The organism is Corynebacterium sp. UBA4397 (assembly GCF_002390965.1).
Classification (GTDB): domain Bacteria; phylum Actinomycetota; class Actinomycetes; order Mycobacteriales; family Mycobacteriaceae; genus Corynebacterium; species Corynebacterium flavescens.
This window is the reverse complement of sequence record NZ_DGRD01000031.1, coordinates 98,466-116,332: the sequence shown is the minus strand read 5'-3', so window position 1 is coordinate 116,332 and position 17,867 is coordinate 98,466. Positions and strand designations below refer to the sequence as shown.

The 17,867-nt window shown below is 59.9% G+C and carries 15 protein-coding genes; 6 read left to right on the top strand and 9 right to left on the bottom strand.

All coding sequences use genetic code 11. From position 1 onward, the window contains the following. Nucleotides 1-309: 309 nt before the first annotated feature. From B2696_RS07245 to B2696_RS07225, 5 genes are all read right to left on the bottom strand, one after another. Nucleotides 310-1,689 carry a protein adenylyltransferase SelO family protein gene (locus B2696_RS07245; protein ID WP_286954735.1) on the bottom strand — a complete coding sequence of 460 codons (1,380 nt, stop codon included), beginning with the start codon at nt 1,687-1,689 and terminating at the stop codon, nt 310-312. Between the two features lie 68 nt (nt 1,690-1,757). Beyond that, nucleotides 1,758-3,011, bottom strand: coding sequence for an alpha-amylase family protein (locus B2696_RS07240; RefSeq protein WP_286954733.1), 1,254 nt, complete (start codon nt 3,009-3,011; stop codon nt 1,758-1,760). 156 nt (nt 3,012-3,167) lie between these two features. Further along, entirely contained in the window at nt 3,168-3,353 is a 186-nt protein-coding gene (locus B2696_RS07235; RefSeq protein ID WP_286954731.1) for a hypothetical protein, read from the bottom strand. Between the two features lie 39 nt (nt 3,354-3,392). Further along, nucleotides 3,393-4,142 carry an ABC transporter permease subunit gene (locus B2696_RS07230; protein WP_084559169.1) on the bottom strand — a complete coding sequence of 250 codons (750 nt, stop codon included), beginning with the start codon at nt 4,140-4,142 and terminating at the stop codon, nt 3,393-3,395. Nucleotides 4,143-4,206: 64 nt separating this feature from the next. Next, nucleotides 4,207-5,118, bottom strand: a complete 912-nt coding sequence (locus B2696_RS07225; RefSeq protein ID WP_286954729.1) for an ATP-binding cassette domain-containing protein — start codon at nt 5,116-5,118, stop codon at nt 4,207-4,209. 179 nt (nt 5,119-5,297) lie between these two features. On the opposite strand from B2696_RS07225, the gene B2696_RS07220 reads away from it, so the two are divergent. Further along, nucleotides 5,298-6,623 (top strand): DUF4921 family protein, encoded by a 1,326-nt coding sequence (locus tag B2696_RS07220; RefSeq protein WP_286954727.1) that lies wholly within the window; start codon nt 5,298-5,300, stop codon nt 6,621-6,623. Here the strand turns inward: B2696_RS07220 and yaaA are convergent. Beyond that, a complete protein-coding gene (gene yaaA / locus B2696_RS07215; RefSeq protein ID WP_075730009.1) occupies nt 6,620-7,357 on the bottom strand; it encodes a peroxide stress protein YaaA in 738 nt (245 codons plus the stop codon). The two genes, B2696_RS07220 and yaaA, sit on opposite strands and share 4 nt — an antisense overlap. Nucleotides 7,358-7,388: 31 nt before the next feature. On the opposite strand from yaaA, the gene B2696_RS07210 reads away from it, so the two are divergent. Next, on the top strand, nt 7,389-9,149 hold the full coding sequence (locus B2696_RS07210) for a proline--tRNA ligase (protein ID WP_276622917.1): 1,761 nt from the start codon (nt 7,389-7,391) through the stop codon (nt 9,147-9,149). Here B2696_RS07210 and B2696_RS07205 read toward each other — a convergent pair. The 3 genes from B2696_RS07205 to B2696_RS07195 all read right to left on the bottom strand — a co-directional run bounded on the left by B2696_RS07205 (nt 9,146) and on the right by B2696_RS07195 (nt 12,562). Next, nucleotides 9,146-9,478, bottom strand: a complete 333-nt coding sequence (locus B2696_RS07205; RefSeq protein WP_075730007.1) for a transglycosylase family protein — start codon at nt 9,476-9,478, stop codon at nt 9,146-9,148. The two genes, B2696_RS07210 and B2696_RS07205, sit on opposite strands and share 4 nt — an antisense overlap. A 154-nt stretch (nt 9,479-9,632) precedes the next feature. Then, nucleotides 9,633-11,597: an MMPL family transporter gene (locus B2696_RS07200; RefSeq protein WP_075730006.1), complete on the bottom strand. Its 1,965-nt coding sequence runs from the start codon at nt 11,595-11,597 to the stop codon at nt 9,633-9,635. Between the two features lie 32 nt (nt 11,598-11,629). Next, the gene (locus B2696_RS07195) at nt 11,630-12,562 is read right to left on the bottom strand and encodes a hypothetical protein (RefSeq protein WP_286954723.1); all 933 of its coding nucleotides are present in this window, start codon (nt 12,560-12,562) and stop codon (nt 11,630-11,632) included. Nucleotides 12,563-12,599: 37 nt separating this feature from the next. Here B2696_RS07195 and rimP point away from each other — a divergent pair, with 37 nt between their 5' ends. From rimP to infB, 4 genes are all read left to right on the top strand, one after another. Next, nucleotides 12,600-13,157 (top strand): ribosome maturation factor RimP, encoded by a 558-nt coding sequence (rimP, locus tag B2696_RS07190; RefSeq protein WP_075730004.1) that lies wholly within the window; start codon nt 12,600-12,602, stop codon nt 13,155-13,157. Nucleotides 13,158-13,160: 3 nt separating this feature from the next. Continuing rightward, entirely contained in the window at nt 13,161-14,189 is a 1,029-nt protein-coding gene (nusA, locus tag B2696_RS07185; protein ID WP_075730003.1) for a transcription termination factor NusA, read from the top strand. 152 nt (nt 14,190-14,341) lie between these two features. Next, entirely contained in the window at nt 14,342-14,620 is a 279-nt protein-coding gene (locus tag B2696_RS07180) for a YlxR family protein (protein WP_276622914.1), read from the top strand. Between the two features lie 166 nt (nt 14,621-14,786). Further along, the gene (infB, locus tag B2696_RS07175; RefSeq protein WP_286954720.1) at nt 14,787-17,660 is read left to right on the top strand and encodes a translation initiation factor IF-2; all 2,874 of its coding nucleotides are present in this window, start codon (nt 14,787-14,789) and stop codon (nt 17,658-17,660) included. The last annotated feature ends 207 nt before the right edge of the window (nt 17,661-17,867 follow it).

Below are 17,867 nucleotides of genomic sequence, written 5' to 3'. Positions count from 1 at the left end.
AAGTTGTGCGAAATACTCCTGCAAGCCCATGCCCGCCACGCTAGGACACCGCCACGCGGTGCGACAATCCCCAACCCGCACCGAACAAGGAAACTGTGGATAACCCACTAGGCCCAAGGCGGTTATCCACAGGCGGGCCGCCTAGCCAGAATTAGGTAGTGCGGTAGCAAGGAGATCCTGGTATTAAGGGCAACTGAGCAAAACCAATGCGGGCTACAACCGGAAGAGCCACATAAGCGCGCTGCCTGCCCGCACAATGTAAGGAGAGGCAGGGCGCTTATTGTGTTTTCATGCCGAGTCCGAGACAAGTTAGGTCCCACAGAATGTCATGAAATCCGCCAAGTCGGTGGGGTCTGGTTCTTCGAAGTGCGGATGTGGCCTCCAAGGATGGATGACTGCCTCAAGCATTTCGCGATAGGCTCCGAAGTCTCCAGCTTCGGCTTGCTTCAAAGCTGCGTCTAGCTGCCTGTTCCGCGGAATGACACGTGGAAAGGAATCATCTACCTTCTTGGGTGAAGGTTCGCTGGATAAGTACGCGCTGAGGAAATCCTCTCCATCAAAAAGCTCACGGGCAAGGCTTGAATCGTCGCCCACGGCTGCAACCAGCGCACGGTGGGCTTGGGTCAGATCTGGTTGTCTCCTCGCCAAGGCCTCTCGGTAGCTGGCAAAGACCTCGGGGGTTGTGTCGAGCGCCGCTGCCCACTGCGCTGACATTTCCTCTTCGAAGCGCTCCGGGAAGAAGTCCATCACCTCTTGGGCAAAGCTGACAGCCTCGTTGGGATCTGAGGAAAAGAGCGGAAGGAGTGATTCCGCGAGACGTGCCAGGTTCCAACCCAATATATGTGGCTGATTGCCATAGGCGTAGCGCCCGCCATTATCAATGGAAGAAAACACCGTGGCAAGATCATAAGACTCCATGAAGGCGCAGGGGCCATAATCAATGGTCTGTCCGGAAATCGTGGTGTTATCTGTGTTCATCACCCCGTGGATAAAGCCGAGTCTTTGCCACTTGGCCACGGTGCGCATCTGCGATTCAACAACTAACCGAAAGAACTCCTTATAGGGGTTTTCACTCTTGATTGCGGCTGGGTAGTGCCTGCTTATTGCATAGTCCGCGAGAGCCTGTAGCTGATTAGTGCCATCACCGAGCTGCGCGTAGTGAAAGGTTCCCACTCGCAGGTGACTGGCCGCGACGCGGACGCCCACGCCAGCCGGACGTACGTGACCGCGCTGGATTTTACGTCCAGTGGAAATGACTGCCAGACCCCGCGTGGTTGGCACCCCCAAGGCATGCATGGCCTCGGAGACAAGGTACTCGCGCAGGATGGAACTTAGCGTTGCCCGCCCATCAGATCCCGGACGGGAGAAGGGGGTGAGACCGGTACCTTTGGCGTGGAGATCAAGGAAGACATCACCGACGCGTGCCTCCCCGAGCAATAGCGCCCTGCCGTCTCCCATATAGGGATTGAATTGGCCGAATTGGAATCCGGAATAGGCCATGGCATGGGCAGTGTCGTGTCCCAAGAGCAGATCGAGCCCCGCAGGCGAGCGTAACCATCCTGGGTCGAATCCCAGCTCAAGCGCCAGTGGTTCGTTGAGGAAGAGTAGATGTGGATCAGGTTGCTCCTCGCCCTGAGACAGCCGTACCAGTTGCGGCAAGTGTTCTGCGTAGTCATGGCTTAGCTGCATCGCTCACTGCTTTCTGTAATCTGCACGGAAATCTGCACGGATCTGCATGTTCTCAACTTTCAGCGTTCCTATTGCTGGCGCCAGAGCTCGGTGCCCGAGGAATCAAGAATTATAACGTGGGGGTGGGACTCGAGGTTGATGTGGACTTCGAGATAGTCGGGGCTGCGTTCACCGTCACGTGCGGTAACGCGATAGGTGTAGGCGGTGTTGTCTAGGCCTAAGGGCTGCGTGGTGGCGCTGGTAAGCCAGGGGTGGCGGCGGCGCAGACCGATGAGGTCTTGGTGGGCGCGGTAGGTGTCCCATCCCCACGGCGCGAGCTGGGCGGGGCTATCAGGAAAGGCAGGGCGAACCGCGTCGTCGCCGCCTAGGCGGTCTTCTTTGATGCCGGTAAACCCTTGCTCGTCCCCCGAATAGATGGAGGGGATTCCTCCCACGGTGAGCAAGATTGCCAACGCGGTGACTGCGCCTTCCTCGCCCAAAGTGCTGGCGATTCTTGTCACGTCGTGGTTGCCAATGAAAGTATTGGGGATAAAGTGCGCCAAGAACTCATTGTGGCGTTTGAGCGACCAGTCCAGCTCGAATAAGTTCTTTTCCTTGATACTGGACCAGATAGCCTTCCACAGCTCGTATTGGGTAACGGAATCGACCCCAGAGGCAGCGAAGAACTCGGGATAATCCCCGTGAATGACCTCGCCGAGAATCCACGCCTGCGGGTTATGTTCCCTCACCCGGGGCAGAACCCGCGACCAAAATGCAGGTTCAATGGAATAGGCCGCGTCTAGGCGCCATCCATCGATTCCGCGGTCGAGCCAATGACACATGACCTCCGTGACATAGTTTTCAGTCTCCTTCGTCTCGTGGTTGAAGCGCACGAGATCCGCGTGGCCCTCGAACACTCGGGGCTGAGGCCCGCCTGGGGCTTGCCAATCGACGTCGAAAAGCGCTGCCTCAGGGCTGTCAGGACCTTGCTGCAACGCCCGCAGGAGGGCTGGGTGCTGCGCGGAGGCGTGGCTAAAAACCCCATCAAAGATGATGCGCAAGCCACGCGCATGGCACTGCGTGATGAGCTCCGCGAGGTTGTCATCACTGCCTAAACGCCTATCTAGGTGGAACTGGTCGAGGCTATCGTAGCCATGGGTGTGTGAGGCAAACACCGGTCCAAGCAACAGCCCCGAAGCCCCGAGTTCTACGGCGTAATCGAGCCAATTAACAAGGCGCAATAATCGCGGCCCGTGTGCGGATTCGTCCGGCTCCCGAATCGGCGCACCGCAAAACCCCAAGGGATATACGTGCCACCAGATGGCATTATCTACCCAGCCCATCGCAGCCTCCTAGCGAATTGGGTTCACTTTCATTCGACGCAGAGCTTGATTCGATACTGAGCGTCAACCTTAACTACTAATAGCGATAGTAGTTAAGGAATCACGAACCCGGAGCAGCAGCGGGGGAAGCCTCTGATGGAAGATTCTGTGCGGAAGCTACTGCGGAGGCAGTTCTTCCCCGGTGACGAGTCCTGCGCGAAAGGCATAGATGACTGCTTGGACGCGGAATTGGGCGGTGGAGGTATTGACGGTGAAGCCATAGCCGATGATGAAGAAGGAAAGCACGGAATCGGTAAGCAGCGTGCGGTGATCGCGCAACCAACGGCCAAGGGTTTTCATCATTCTCCACATTCTAGGTATGGGCTCTGAGACACGAAGCGCTTAGGCAGGGATGTCTCGTGCGACGTGAGAGTACCACCCACCGCCAAGGAAAATGGCGGTGGAGACGCTGACCGCGGCGATGGCAGGACCCGCGCCGTGGGTGATGAATTCGCTGGCTGCGGGGGGATAGACCGTGCCAAAGAGGTAGGACCAGTTCACCAGTGGCAGCCACTGGGCAACCTCCTGGAAGGCCTTGATAGGCACCGAAGCAAAGAGGCTTTCGATGAAGAGTAGCCAGGCCAAAGGCAGGGCGATGGCTGCGGCGGTGGACCGCGTTACTGCGGCCAGGCCCATGGTGATAAGCACGAAGGAAAGCAATGAGAGCAAGTTGAGTGCTAAGTAGGCCACGCCGCCGCCGGAAAGATCGACCTGCGCCGATCCCACCTTGAATACGCCCAAAGCTAGCGCCATGCCGACGATGAAGTTGAGTGCGACAAAGAGACAGACCACGACAGCGCGGGCGAGATAGGACACCCAGCGTGAACGCTGGGTGAGGAATGTAACCCCTAGGCTGCCGCGGCGGATCTCCCCAGCCGTGGAGGCACCCGCGAATACGATAGCGACGATCATGAAGATAACCGAGAACTGTCCCAGGTCAGCGGCGGTATAGGTGGGGGATTCGGAACCGGAGTCAAGCGCGACAATCAGCACGGGAGGGCCATAGAGAGTACCGGTCAATAAGACTGCATAAACGAGTGTGGAGCGCAGCGTGAGCAGGCGTAGCAGCTCTGATTTTAGGGCAGAAAGCACAAGAAATTCCTTAAGGATGTGGAGAGCATGGACTCAACGGTGAATGAGTGGGGGCGGAAGCAAGTTACTTGTCGGCGCGATAAACCGCGGCGGTCTCGGTCAGCTGCAAGAAGTTCTCCTCCAGGGAGGGCGTGGATTCCTGCAGCGAGTGGATGAGGATGTCCGCATCGCGGCAGGTGCGCGAGACAGCGAGGGAGTCGGGCACATGGGAACCGACAGGTAGGACCAGGCCTTGTGGGGTGCGGGTTACCTCAGCACCCAAGCCCTGCAACAGTGAATACAAGGTGGCATCATCATCGCTGTGCACCTGAATCGTCCTCTTACCTTGGGCAAGGAACTCGTCCATGGAATACTCGCCCAACAGCGAGCCCTGCCCGATGACCACGAGCCGGTCTGCCACGACCTGCATCTCTGAGAGAAGATGTGAGGAGACGAGAACGCACTTTCCTTCCTCCGCAGCAGAGCGCATGACCTCGCGCATCCAATGCACGCCCTCCGGATCGAGGCCGTTGACCGGCTCATCCAGGATGAGGTTGTGGGGATCTCCCAGCAGGGCAGAGGCCAATCCGAGGCGCTGCTTGATACCAAGGGAGAAGCCGCCTACGCGCCTGTGGGCGGCGGGGGTCAGCCCAACCGTCTCTAGAACCTCGTCCACACGGGAAGAGGCTATCCCCGCCGATGCAGCCGTGACTCTCAGATGCCCGCGGGCAGTGCGACCGGGGTGGTACCAGCCGGCATCGAGGACGGCGCCCACCAGGCTTGCCGGGTGCACGGTGGCACGCAGGGGCTTGCCGTCAACGAGAACGCTGCCGCCATCAATCTTGTCGAGGCCGAGCATGCAGCGCATCGTCGTGGACTTCCCGGCTCCGTTGGGCCCGAGGAAACCGGTGACGGCGCCATCGGGGGCATGGAAGCTGAGATCTGAGACGGCAATCGTGCGGCCGTAGCGCTTTGTTAGTTTATCGACTTTAAGCATGCTCTCCATCGTGCTAGCTTTCGCCTGAAAAGAAATCGTGCCCCGGGACCATTTCTTCGGCTCATACCGAGGTATGAGCGCTCAGGGATTGTCCTGAGACCAAAGCAAGGGTGGGGAGGATGCACCGTGAGAGGCGCTGCGCTAGCCACCCCACTAGGCATGCCGTTAATCTAAGGAACATGAGCGAAGCACTCTTTAGCCGCATGGAGCCCATCCAAACCATGGCGGATGGCACCATCAAGCAAGTCAATCCCTTTTCCGGCACTGAGGTCTGGACAGTTCCCGGCCGGGGCAGTCGGCCCTTTTCTGTCCCTGCGGTTCACCCAGCACCTTTGTCAGAGGATGACTTTCACTACCGCTGCGCTTTTTGTGACGGGCGTGAACTTGACACGCCCCCAGAGAAAGCCCGCATCTTGCCATCTGGGGGAATCCTGCGCGGAGTTCCGATTGAGGAGTACGAGCAATCAGTTCCTTCCTTTCGACGAGTGCCTAACCTCTTCGAGATCGTCTCTTATGACTACTGGCGTGAGAACTATGGCTTCGAGATGGATGAGGAAACTCGCCAGCGCATGGAGTCTTATCTTGCTGATCCCGCGGGCCGCGAGCATGTACTTAAGACCATCCGCACCAAGCGGGCTGCGGCTAAGCTTGGCGATGCCCCGGAAGATAAGCTTCTAGAGCAAGCCGCCGGGTTCTTTGCTGGCGGGCACGATGTCATCATCGCGGCGCGGCACTTTATCAATGGCGCCACCGATGACTCGCAGCTCGCTTCCTCAGGAACCCTCAGCCCCGAGGAACACGCCCTCTTTACCGCCTTCACCGCAGACGCTATCCGGGACCTCTACGAAAGAAACCGTTACGCCGACTATGTGGTGGCCTTCCAAAATTGGCTTGCGGCTGCCGGCGCCTCCTTCGATCACCTGCACAAGCAGGTTGTCGCTATTGATGATCGCGGCATGGCCTCCCATAGGGAGGTAGAGCTGCAACGCCGCTACCCCAACATGTACAACGAGTGGGCCGTGGACTACGCGGCGAAGCAGAATCTGGTTATCGCCGAGAATGACCACGCCGTATTGCTGGCAGGATTCGGGCACCGCTATCCCACCCTCGAGATCTTCTCAAAGGCGAAGACCTGTGAGCCGTGGCTGCACACGAACGCCGAGTTAACAGGGGTCAGTGACCTCATCCACGCCGCGCATGCTGCGGTGGGTGCCGATGTCCCGTGTAACGAGGAGTGGCATCACCGCCCCGCTGATGTCGAGCTCCCGCAGCCGTGGCGCGTGATGATTAAGTTGCGCATCTCCACCCTGGCAGGATTCGAGGGAGGAACCAAGATCTACATCAACACCATTTCGCCCTGGGATCTGCGTGACCGCGTCGTCGCCAAGCTTTATACCGCGCGCGATGAGCGGCGCGTGGCCAAGGGCATCCGCATTGCCACCGAATGCCTGTTGCCGCGCAATAGCCTGCGCTACATCGAAACCCTCACCCGCAGCCCCGCCTAGACCACGAGGTTGAGCACATTGCGCCCCTCCGCGTGTTCTTCGACTTCCATTCCGGCGCTGCGGGCTATGGCGGCAACGTCTTCAAGACGGAAAGCATCATTAGGGCTCATAGCAAGGACACGGGCCAACTGCCCCTTGTAGTGCTTGTTGAAGTGACTGACCACCTTGCGGGAACCATCAGGCTGCACCGTCTCCACCCGCACGGTCACCGCGCTGGGCACCTTGCCCAGTTGTTGGTAGGTGCCGGAGCGCAGATCCACGATCAACTCTGCAGAATCTTTTAAGGCATCCGTTATGGCGGTTCCCCAGCGGGCCTTCATCGTGGGAAGGTGGCCGTCAGAAGTGGGGAGCTTGGTGCCGCCGGAGAGACGGTAGTGGGGGATAAGATCCCGGGCACCCACAACCCCGAAGAGCGCAGAGCCGATAGCCAAACGCGCCCAAGCATTCTCTGGCAGGCTTGGCGCATCTAGCGCCTCATAGAGCACCCCGGTATAACGCAGAAGCGCCGGCGTGGTGGGGGTAGATAACAGGTGCCTATTTGCCTCAGCTTCTGGGCGCAGCTTCTGCGAGATTTTGAGGACGCTGAGTGCCTCATCCACGTTTAAACGGCGCAGGTCTCGTGCAATATCCTCGCGTATGGAGGTGAGCTCAGGATAGGACAAGCTGGAGAAATCGAGCGGCGGGTGGTCGCCTCCCGGCGACTTGGTTTCGGAAGGAGGAAGGATGATGAGCATGTATCTAGGGTAGCGGGGTATATTTCTCTGCATGATTACACGTCTTTCGCAGCTTTTTCTTCGCACCCTTCGTGAGGACCCGGCTGATGCCGAAGTCCCCAGCCACAAGCTCCTCGTCCGCGCCGGGTACGTCCGTCGTGCGGCGCCCGGAGTCTACACCTGGCTGCCGCTGGGATTGCGGACCCTGCGCAAGATTGAGGAAATCGTAAGAGAAGAAATGAACGCGATCGGCGGACAAGAAATGCTTTTCCCCGCTCTTTTGCCCCGCGAGCCCTATGAAACCTCGAACCGCTGGACGGAATATGGAAACAACCTCTTCCGCCTTAAGGACCGTCGTGGGACAGACATGTTGCTCGGGCCCACCCACGAGGAAATGTTTGCCAGCGCGGTCAAGGATATGTACTCCTCCTACAAGGATTTTCCCGTCACGCTGTACCAAATTCAGACCAAGTACCGCGACGAGGAGCGCCCTCGCGCCGGTGTGCTGCGTGGCCGTGAGTTCATCATGAAGGATTCCTACTCCTTCGACATGACTGATGCCGGCCTCGATGAGGCCTATGCGCGCCACCGTCGCGCCTATCAAAACATTTTTAACCGCCTCGAGATCGACTACGCCATCTGCAAGGCCACCTCCGGTGCAATGGGCGGCTCCGCCTCCGAGGAATTTCTTGCCGTCTCCGAGGTCGGCGAGGACACTTTCGTTCGCGCAACGAACAGCGATTATGCAGCCAACGTCGAGGCCGTTATCACCCCAGCCCCGGCTGAGGTACCCATCGAGGGGCAGCCCGCCGCAGTGGAGTATCAAACGCCGGATGCTCCCACCATCGATTCGCTGGTGGATTGGGCACATGCGGAAAACATCGAGGTCGCTGGCCATGCTGTCACCGGTGCGGACACGCTCAAGTGCATGGTTGTCAAGATCCGTGACGCCCGCCCGGATGCCGAGTGGGAGCTGGCAGGCGTGCTATTACCGGGGGATAGGGCTTTGGATGAAAAGCGCCTCGAGGCCGCGCTTGAGCCTGCGGAGTTCGAGCTGGCTAGTGAGGAAGACTTTGCCAAGAATCGCTTCCTGGCCAAGGGATATGTGGGACCTCGTTCCCTCAACGCCAATGGCGTCACGGTCTATGCCGATCCGCGGGTAGTCAAGGGGTCCTCCTGGATCACCGGTGCGGACGCTCCCAATCGCCACGTCGTTGGCCTTGTGGCTGGACGTGATTTCGAGGTGGACCACTACATTGAGGCCGCTGAGGTCAAGGAAGGCGACCCCGCTCCGGACGGCGAGGGCACCTTGACCCTAGAGCGCGGCATTGAGCTGGGCCACATTTTCCAGCTAGGCCGCAAGTACACCGAGGCTTTCGACGTGCAAATCCTCGATGAGAATGGTAAGCGGGCAACGCCCACCATGGGTTCCTATGGCATAGGCATTACCCGCATGCTTGCTGTGCTGGCCGAGCAGCGCCACGACGACAAGGGTCTGCGCTGGCCGGTGGAAATCGCGCCCTACCAGGTCCACGTTGCGGTGGCCAACAAGGACGCCGCAGCACTCGAGGCCGGCGCCAAGCTCGTTGAGGAGCTCGACGCAGCAGGCCTAGAGGTGCTTTTCGACGATCGTGCGAAGGTTTCGCCGGGCGTTAAGTTCAAGGATGCCGAGTTGTTGGGCATGCCTTTCGTAGCCATCTTGGGACGCGCTTTTGCCGATGGCATCATCGAGCTGCGCATCCGCGGCGGGGAGACTCTCGAGGTCCCCGCCAGTGAGATCGTCTCCCGGCTCCTCGAGTTGGTGCGCGGCTAGCCCGCCACCGGGCCGCCGCAGTTGGGCCAGGCTCCCGCCCCTTGGACGGCGAGGACTTGCTCGGCTACCGCAATTTGCTGCTCCGGCGTGGCTTGGTCAGCGGTGGGGGCATAAGCCTGTCCGCCGTATCCGTTCCACGTCTGGGCGTCGAATTGCAGGCCGCCGTAGTAGCCATTGCCCGTGTTGATGCTCCAATCCCCGCCGGATTCGCAGGCGGCGACCTGTTCCCAGGCACCTGCAGGCGCGGCACCCGCGCTGGGGGCGGCAAGTACGGCGGTGCTCATGGCTGCGGCTGCGGACAAGGAAAAGAGTGCTGCGCGGGAAGTCATTGCGATAATCTCCTTCTAGCTTGGGTTGCTTTGTTCGCTGACATACGGACGGACTCTCCGTCGTCGAATGCGGACGGACTCTCCGTCACGAGTGCTCAACCTAAGGCCGGCCACGGGGAGAATACAATGCACGCGGCCTAAAAGGTCTCTGACTTTAAGCTGGCCGGCTTTCAGCTGGCGTGAAGCCGCGGGCGGGCCACCAGAACTTTTCTCCCAGCAGTTCAACGAGTGCTGGAACGAGCAGGGTGCGCACGATGAGGGTGTCGAGCAAGACCCCGACAAACACGGTGATCCCCAGCTGCGCGAGCACCACCAGCGGCAAGACTCCCAGCGCGGCAAAGACCGCTGCCAGGAGCACGCCCGCGGAGGTGATGACGCCACCGGTAGCGGACAATGACGTGAGTATTCCTTTTCGAGTGCCCATGTCGCGGGCGTTTTCACGGGCGCGAGTGATGAGGAAGATGGTGTAGTCAATGCCCAGTGCTACGAGGAATACGAAGGCGTAGAGCGGAGTGGTGGAGGCCAAGGCGTCGAAGCCAAACACATAATGAGACAGCCACCAGCCCAGTCCCAGTGCCGCGAGATTAGTCAGCAAGACTGAAGCCACCATGATGAGCGGTGCGAGCAGGCTGCGCAGCATGATGATGAGCGCGCCCAGAATCAGCAGCAAGATGAGGGGAAAGATAATCTCGCGGTCACTGGCGGCAGCGGCCTCCTCATCCATGAGTTCTGCCTCGGGGCCGCCCACCAGGACATCGCTACCGGAAAATGCTGTGCGCAGTTCGTCGATGTCGGCGCCGGAGACTTGGAGTAAGGTCCATCCTTCCGGGTTACCAGGGCGTGCGGTCGCGGTGGCGCCGAGGGACGCAAGCTCGGCTTCGGTAGCGGAGGCGTCGCGTGTGGCAAGGATCGGCGGCGTCGCGGATTGTTGGGGGAAGGCCTCCTCGAGTTCGCTTGCGGCGGAGATGGATTCGGGGGTGTCGATGAACTGGTCTGCCTCGGTGATGCCGGTGTTGATTTGAAGGCATCCCAGTGAGCAGATACCTAGGGCAACGATGGAGCAGGCCACGATCTGTTTCGGGCGCTTGGCGACGACGCCTCCCACCCGGTCCCAGAATCCATGGCTGAGCTTGTGCCCGGCCTCGGGGCGGCGCGGCCAGAAGATCCAGCGTCCGAATGTGACGAGCACGCCCGGAAGGACGAAGAGCGCGAAGACCCAGGCGATGGCGATGCCCACCATGGCTGCAGCGCCTAATCCCTGAGTTACGGGAACGGAGGACCAGAGCAGGCAGGCCACGCCGAGGATGACGGTTCCGGCGGAGGCAGACACGGTTGTGAGGGTGGGAAGCCATGAGCGCGCCATGGCGCCAAACCTGTCCTCGTGGCGGGTGAGTTCTTCGCGGTAGCGGGAGATGAGCAAGAGTGCATAATTCGTGCCAGCGCCGAAGACCAACACCGATAGGATGCCGGCGGTAGACTCATTCCAGGACAGGCCGAAGGCATCGAGAACATAGGTGAAGAGGGTAGCGGCCACGCGATCAGCCACGCCGATGACGGCCAGCGGCAGGATCCACAAAACGGGGGAGCGGTAAGTGATGATAAGCAAGATGGCCACGATTGCCGCAGTGACGGAAAGCAACAAGAAGTTTGCGCCTTCAAAAACATTGGCTAAATCGGCCTGAATCGCGGCGGGACCTGTCACCTGCGAGTTAACCTCTGCGGGGAGATCTTGCGCGGCGGATTCGCGCAGATTAGCAACTGCCACCGCATTGTCCGTGGCAGTGCCGGCAGGAACCTCGACGGGAATCAAGGCCGCTGTGCCGTCGTCGCTGGGGATAAGAGGTCCGCCCAGCTCAGCTGCGCGTTGAGCCATTGATGCCAGATCGAGTTGCTGCTCGGAGCTGAAAAATACCAACGCAGCCTGCGCAGAGGAAGCATCGGAGTCCTCTTGTGCGGCCTTTTCCTGCAACTGCGCCACCGTGGTGGATTCGGCGCCTTTGGGCAGGGTAGAGGTTCCAGATTCCGGCTGGTCCACTCCGCCCAAAGTCAGTGCAGCGGCGCCGAGAATGAGGAGCAAGAGGGACAACCACCTAAAGCGGCGGATTGTTTGAGACTTCATCTAGCTGAGCATACAAGCGGCGGGGGACACGGCTAGTAAGAGCGAGACTGCGCGGCCACGGCGATGAGCCAGGAGCGCCAATCGGCGAGCGAATCCTCCGATTTAAGCTTCTCCGCCTGGGTGCTGGCGGCCGAGGCCCACTTCTGTGAGTCAGAAGCGGCAAGACTTTCCACAAAGGCTTGTGCTTCCTCGGCATTAGTGGGCAGAGTCTCGGCTGCGGGCTGGTAAGCGAGAGCAGGCTGCGGCACAGGTCCCAAGGGTGCTAGCGCGCCTTGCAGCGCGCGGATGCGTTCCTCATGATCGCGGAGACGGCTGTCTATGGTGTTTAGCAAGCCCGAGTCGGCGTAGGAACGAGCGAAATCAAGGGCGAACAATTGCATGTACTCCCAGTTCAGCAGATCGGTGGCGCCATCAGAAACCGCCGGGTCCATCCCCTTCTTGAAGCCGGGTAAGGCAGGCAGAGATTCTTTGGCATCCGGTTCGGCCGCTTCTGCTTCCTGTGAAGAAGATGCGGAGCTGGCTTTGGACATGGAAACCTGTTGTTCGAGTTCTATTGCCTGTTCCACGACCAGTGGACGCGACTCGACATGAACTGTGCCCAAACCTGCTATCGAAAGATCAGCCGCCGATTGAAGGATTTCTGTCGCAGGGGAATCGCCCGGAGGAACAGCACTAGGTGCGGTGGGCTTCTCCACCGCACAAGAGCGGGGAGCGACGCCGTCGATGGTTCCGCACAAACGCGAAATCTCCGAATAAAGCTCATCTGCCTGGCGCGCGCGTACGCTGGCGGCCTCGGCATCTATGCCCGCCAGTGCAAGAGAGTCCTCTTGGGCGCGATGCGCAAGCTTCTCCAGGTTCTCATCCGGGCGAGGGCCGAAGTAATCCACCGTGGAATCCACAAGCTGGCATCCGGTAAGAAGGGGCAAAGTCAAGAGGGAAACAGCGGCTAATACTCGGGGGTTCACGCAAGAGACTGTACCCGTTGCACGTACTCTAGTTCACATGGCTTTCCCTAACTCAGAGCAACTGACGCAGTTATTGTCCCCGATCCTGGGACACCGTGATCTTGACGTGGAAGACATCAAGGTCACCAGGGCAGGAAAGAAGTCGAAGGTTGTAGTGCACATCGATGGCGATACTCCGCCCGATTCCGACGTTATTGAAAAGGTCTCCCAAGAGATTTCTGCTTTCTTCGACGCGCAGGAAGAGGAGGGGCTCCTGGACTTCGGTGCAGGCTATACCCTGGAGGTGTCGACTCCGGGAGTTGGCCTTCCCCTCCAAGCCGCCCGGCATTGGCGTCGTAATCGTGGGCGCAAGGTTGCTCTCAACATGGCGGGTAAAAGGCAGCTCGTACGCATCGGCGCTCTGGATCCAGCCGAGAAGCGCGTTGCTCTGATTAGCAGCGAGGGCAAGAACGCGGTTTTCTCCATCGAGCGATTGGAAAACATAGACCATGCGGTGGTAGAAATTGAGTTTGCGCTTCCCCCCGAGTGGGAGAAGGAAGCCGCACAAGCAACGTTTGAATTCGCCGAGGAGAACTCGGTAACCCGAGAGGATTAACAAGTGAATATTGATCTTGAAGCACTGCGTACCATTCAGGCTGAGCGCGGTGTGCGCGTCAAGCAGCTGCTCGAGGCCATCGCCGGAGCTCTTTTGTACTCCTACCTTGATTACCGCGCTGAAAGCATGGATGGTAAAGCTGAGAACTCCAAATCCCGCGTGGACATTGATGCAGGTACGGGTGAGGTCACTGTCATTGTCTCCGAGCTGGATCCCGAGTCGGGTGAGGTTGTCACTGAGTACGATGACACCCCAGATAACTTCGGGCGCGTAGGAGCCCAGGCCGTCCGCGATGCCATCTTGCGCAAGCTGCGCGAGGCCGAGGCCGAGCGCGCCTATGACTCTTACTCGGAGCTGACTGGAAAAGTAGTATCCGGCGTAGTCCAGCGTGATGTCTACGCTAATGAAAAGGGCATTGTCGTAGTGCAGCTGGGCACGGAGCTCGACTCCCAAGATGCAGTGCTTCTGCCGGCCGAGCAGATCCCTGGCGAAAAGCTCAAGCACGGCGACCGCGTCAAGGCTTACGTGGTTGGTGTCAACCGCAACGGAGCCAAGCTGCAGATAAGCCTGTCGCGAACCCACCCGGAGTTTGTTCGCGGGCTTTTCGAGTTGGAAATTCCTGAGGTCGAGGAAGGCTCGGTTGAGCTCATTTCTATTGCTAGGGAAGCGGGTCACCGTTCCAAGGTTTCCGTCGTCGGGCACGCCAAGGGGCTGAATGCCAAGGGTGCCTGCATCGGCCCCCGTGGTCAGCGTGTGCACAACATCATGCGTGAGCTAGGCGGCGAGAAGATTGACATCATTGACTTCGCCGAGGATCCGGCCGCATATGTTGGTAATGCTCTCGCGCCTTCTAAGGTCGTCAAGGTAGAGATCGTTGATCCTGAGGCGCAGGTAGCACGCGTGACGGTGCCGGACTACCAGCTTTCTCTGGCCATTGGCAAGGAAGGCCAGAACGCCCGCCTGGCGGCGCGACTGACGGGTTGGAAGATCGACATTCATTCCGACGCTGATCAGGTCGAGTCCCAAGAATAATTGGGGGTACCTGCGGGCTGGCGGCGCGCGCGAAGCGAGCAGATTAATCATTCGCGCAAGTTTCGCGTAGACTAACATACGGCCCAATTGCAGAATACGGTTGACGTGGCAGGCGCGGTAGTTGTTCTACCGCACCAGCTTGAAGGAGTTGAATGTCTCAAGGACAACGGCTTCGGACGTGTATCGCCACGCGTCGCCGGTATCCAGATTCGGAGCTATTGCGGGTTGTTGCGGATAGCGCAGACCCACAAGGGCGCCGAATACTGGCGGATCCGCTTCGCCGGCTGCCCGGCAGGGGAGCTTGGTTTAAACCGGATCTTTCTGCCTTAGAGCTGGCGGAGCGCAAGAATGCCTTCGGGCGTGCACTCCGAATGTCTACCCACGTGGACACAGGCCACGTACGTGAGTATCTGGAGGAACAATCCAGATAGATGCAGTCGGCGGGCAAATTGCCCGTCCGATCCATAGTTAAAAGGAAGACCGAACACTGATGAGCGCACAACGATGAAGCATCAGCGATGAAAGTCATACGCAAATAACTAGAGGTCAGGCCACTTCCCGCGGTCTTGGTCTCTAGGAAACAACCAGAGGAGACAAGTGCCCGGAAAGTTACGTGTTCACGAGCTAGCAAAACAGCTCGGAGTAACCAGCAAGGAACTCCTCGCCGCGCTCAAGGAGCAAGGCGAGTTCGTCAAGACCGCATCCTCGACCATCGAACCCCCGGTGGTCAAGAAGATGCGTGCACACTATGAAGCACAAGGTGGGTCCAAGCCCGCCGACAAGGGCGCCAAGGCTGCCAAGCCAGGCGCTCATAAGCCTGCTGCCCCCAAGCCGGGTGCAGCTAAGTCTGCTGCTCCTAAGCCGGGCCATAAGGCGCCAGCGAAGCCGGCAGCAGAAAAGGCTGCGACTGCAAAGTCCGCCGACGCAAAGCCTGAGGCATCCAAGGTAGAGGCCTCCAAGTCCGAAGCTGCTAAGCCTGCTGCACTGCGTGGTGGAGCCAAGCCTGCCGCAGCTGCGAAACCGGGGGCACCGAAGCCGCACGGCGCCAAGGCGGCAAAGCCCGGCGCACCGAAGCCTGCGCATAAGTCTCGCCACGATGAGAAGCTGGAGAAGTCCGGCGATCGTCCAAGCCCCAGCAGTGTCACCCCTCGTTCGATGCCGAAGCCTGGTGGCACTCGGCGTGTAGCGAATAACCCGTTCTCTACCGGCGGCGGCTCGAGTCGTCCGGGGCCTCGTCCTGGCGGCACCAAGGGCCAGCGCGGTACGAAGCCGGGCGAAGGCAACCGTGGTGCTAACAAGGGCCACGGAGGGCATTCCGATGGCGGACACCGCACGGAGCGTCCAGCAGGAGGCCGTCGACCATCGCCCGCGATGATGCCTTCCCATCCCACCCCAGGCGCTATGCCGGCTAAGGCAGCTGGCGCCGGTGGAGGCCGCGGTCGTGGCCGCGGTGGCCAAGGTGGAACCGGCCAGGGCGCACGTCCAGGCGGTGCACCAGGCGGATTCCGTGCCGGTGGCGGCGGAGGCGGTCGTGGCGGACGGCGCGGCGGCACTGCTGGTGCATTCGGGCGTCCAGGTGGCGCACCGCGCAGGGGCAAGAAGTCCAAGCGTCAAAAGCGTAATGAGTACGAGGCAATGCAGGCACCGAACGTCGTAGGTGGCGTTCGTTTGCCCGATGGCAAGGGCGCCAGCGTGCGTCTGCGTCGCGGCGCTTCGCTCTCCGACTTCGCTGAGAAGATCGGTGCGGATCCCGCAGCATTGGTGCAGGCTCTGTTTAACCTGGGTGAGATGGTCACCGCTACCGCCTCCGTGTCCGAGGAAACTTTGCAGTTGCTTGGTGCCGAGATCAACTACCAGGTTGAAGTCGTCTCCCCCGAGGACGAGGACCGCGAGCTGCTCGAGTCCTTCGATCTGCAGTTCGGTGAGGACGAGGGCGGCGACGAGGAGCTTGAAAAGCGTCCTCCTGTCGTTACCGTCATGGGCCACGTTGACCACGGTAAAACCCGCTTGCTCGACTCCATCCGTAAGACCAACGAGCGCGCGGGTGAGGCCGGAGGCATCACCCAGGGCATCGGTGCTTACCAGACCACCGTCGATCTCGAGGATGGCCCGCGGACGATTACCTTCCTGGATACCCCTGGTCACGAGGCCTTTACCGCCATGCGTGCCCGCGGTGCTAAGTCCACGGACTTGGCTATCTTGGTTGTCGCAGCCGATGACGGCGTCATGCCACAGACCGTTGAGGCAATCAACCACGCCAAGGCGGCCGGTATTCCTGTCGTCGTCGCGGTCAACAAGATCGATAAGCCGGAGGCTCAGCCGGAGAAGATCCGTGGCCAGCTCACGGAGTACGGGCTCATTCCGGAGGAGTACGGCGGCGACACCATGTTCGTCGACATTTCTGCCAAGGCCGGTACGCACATCGATGATCTGCTCGAGGCAGTTATCCTTACGGCTGATGCCGCTCTGGAGCTGACTGCTAACCCAGACATGGATGCCCAGGGCGTGGCGATCGAGGCCCACCTCGACCGCGGACGCGGCCCTGTCGCAACCGTCATCGTCCAGCGCGGTACCTTGCGCGTCGGCGACTCCATCGTCGTCGGCGATGCACACGGCCGTGTGCGCCGCATGCTTGACGAGTTCGGGCATGACGTCGAAGAAGCTGGTCCTTCCCGTCCAGTGCAGGTCCAGGGCCTTAACGGTGTCCCCGGCGCTGGCGACAACCTCTTGGTTGTGGAGGATGACCGCGTGGCGCGTCAGATTGCCGCGCAGCGTGATGCCCGTAAGCGTTCCGCCATGCAGGCCAAGACGCGCAAGCGCGTCTCCCTCGAGGATCTGGATGCGGTGTTGAAGGAGACTTCGACGCTCAACCTTATCCTCAAGGGCGACAACGCTGGCTCCGTCGAGGCTCTCGAGGACGCGTTGTTGGACATCAAGATCGACGACGAGGTGCAGCTCAACATCATCGACCGTGGTGTGGGTGCCGTTACCCAGACCAACGTTTCGCTGGCCGCTGCTTCCGACGCCGTTATTATCGCGTTCAACGTCCGTGCAGAGGGCAAAGCTACGGAGGAAGCGCACAATGAGGGCGTAGATATTCGTTACTACACCGTCATCTACCGAGCCATCGAAGAAGTCGAGCAGGCTCTCAAGGGCATGCTCAAGCCAATCTACGAGGAGCGCGAGACCGGCGAGGCCGAGATCCGTGCCCTGTTCAAGTCCTCTTCCATTGGAACCATCGCAGGCTGCATGGTCACCGATGGAAAGATCAAGCGCAACGGCAAGGTCCGTATCGTGCGCGATGGCAATGTCATTGTCAACGACGCGAAGATCGAGTCCCTGCGCCACGAGAAGGACGACGTCAACGAGATGTCTGCCGGCTACGAGTGCGGCATGGTCTTGTCCTACCCGGATATCCAGGTGGGCGACCGCGTCCAGGCCTACGAAGAGGTCGAGGTTCCCCGCGACTAGAGTCCTCTAGTTTCGGCGGATACAAAGGGTCGGGCCCTTTTCCACACTCAGGTGCGGGGAAGGGGCCGACCCTTTTTTGACGTCCGATGTCACATAGATGACACTAAGGTGACAGATAAAGGTGGCACTATTTAGGTGCGAGCACGAAGTCTGCACTAGGATTGGCGGAGAAAATTAGCGTACGCTTTCCCGATAATCTGCCCAGCT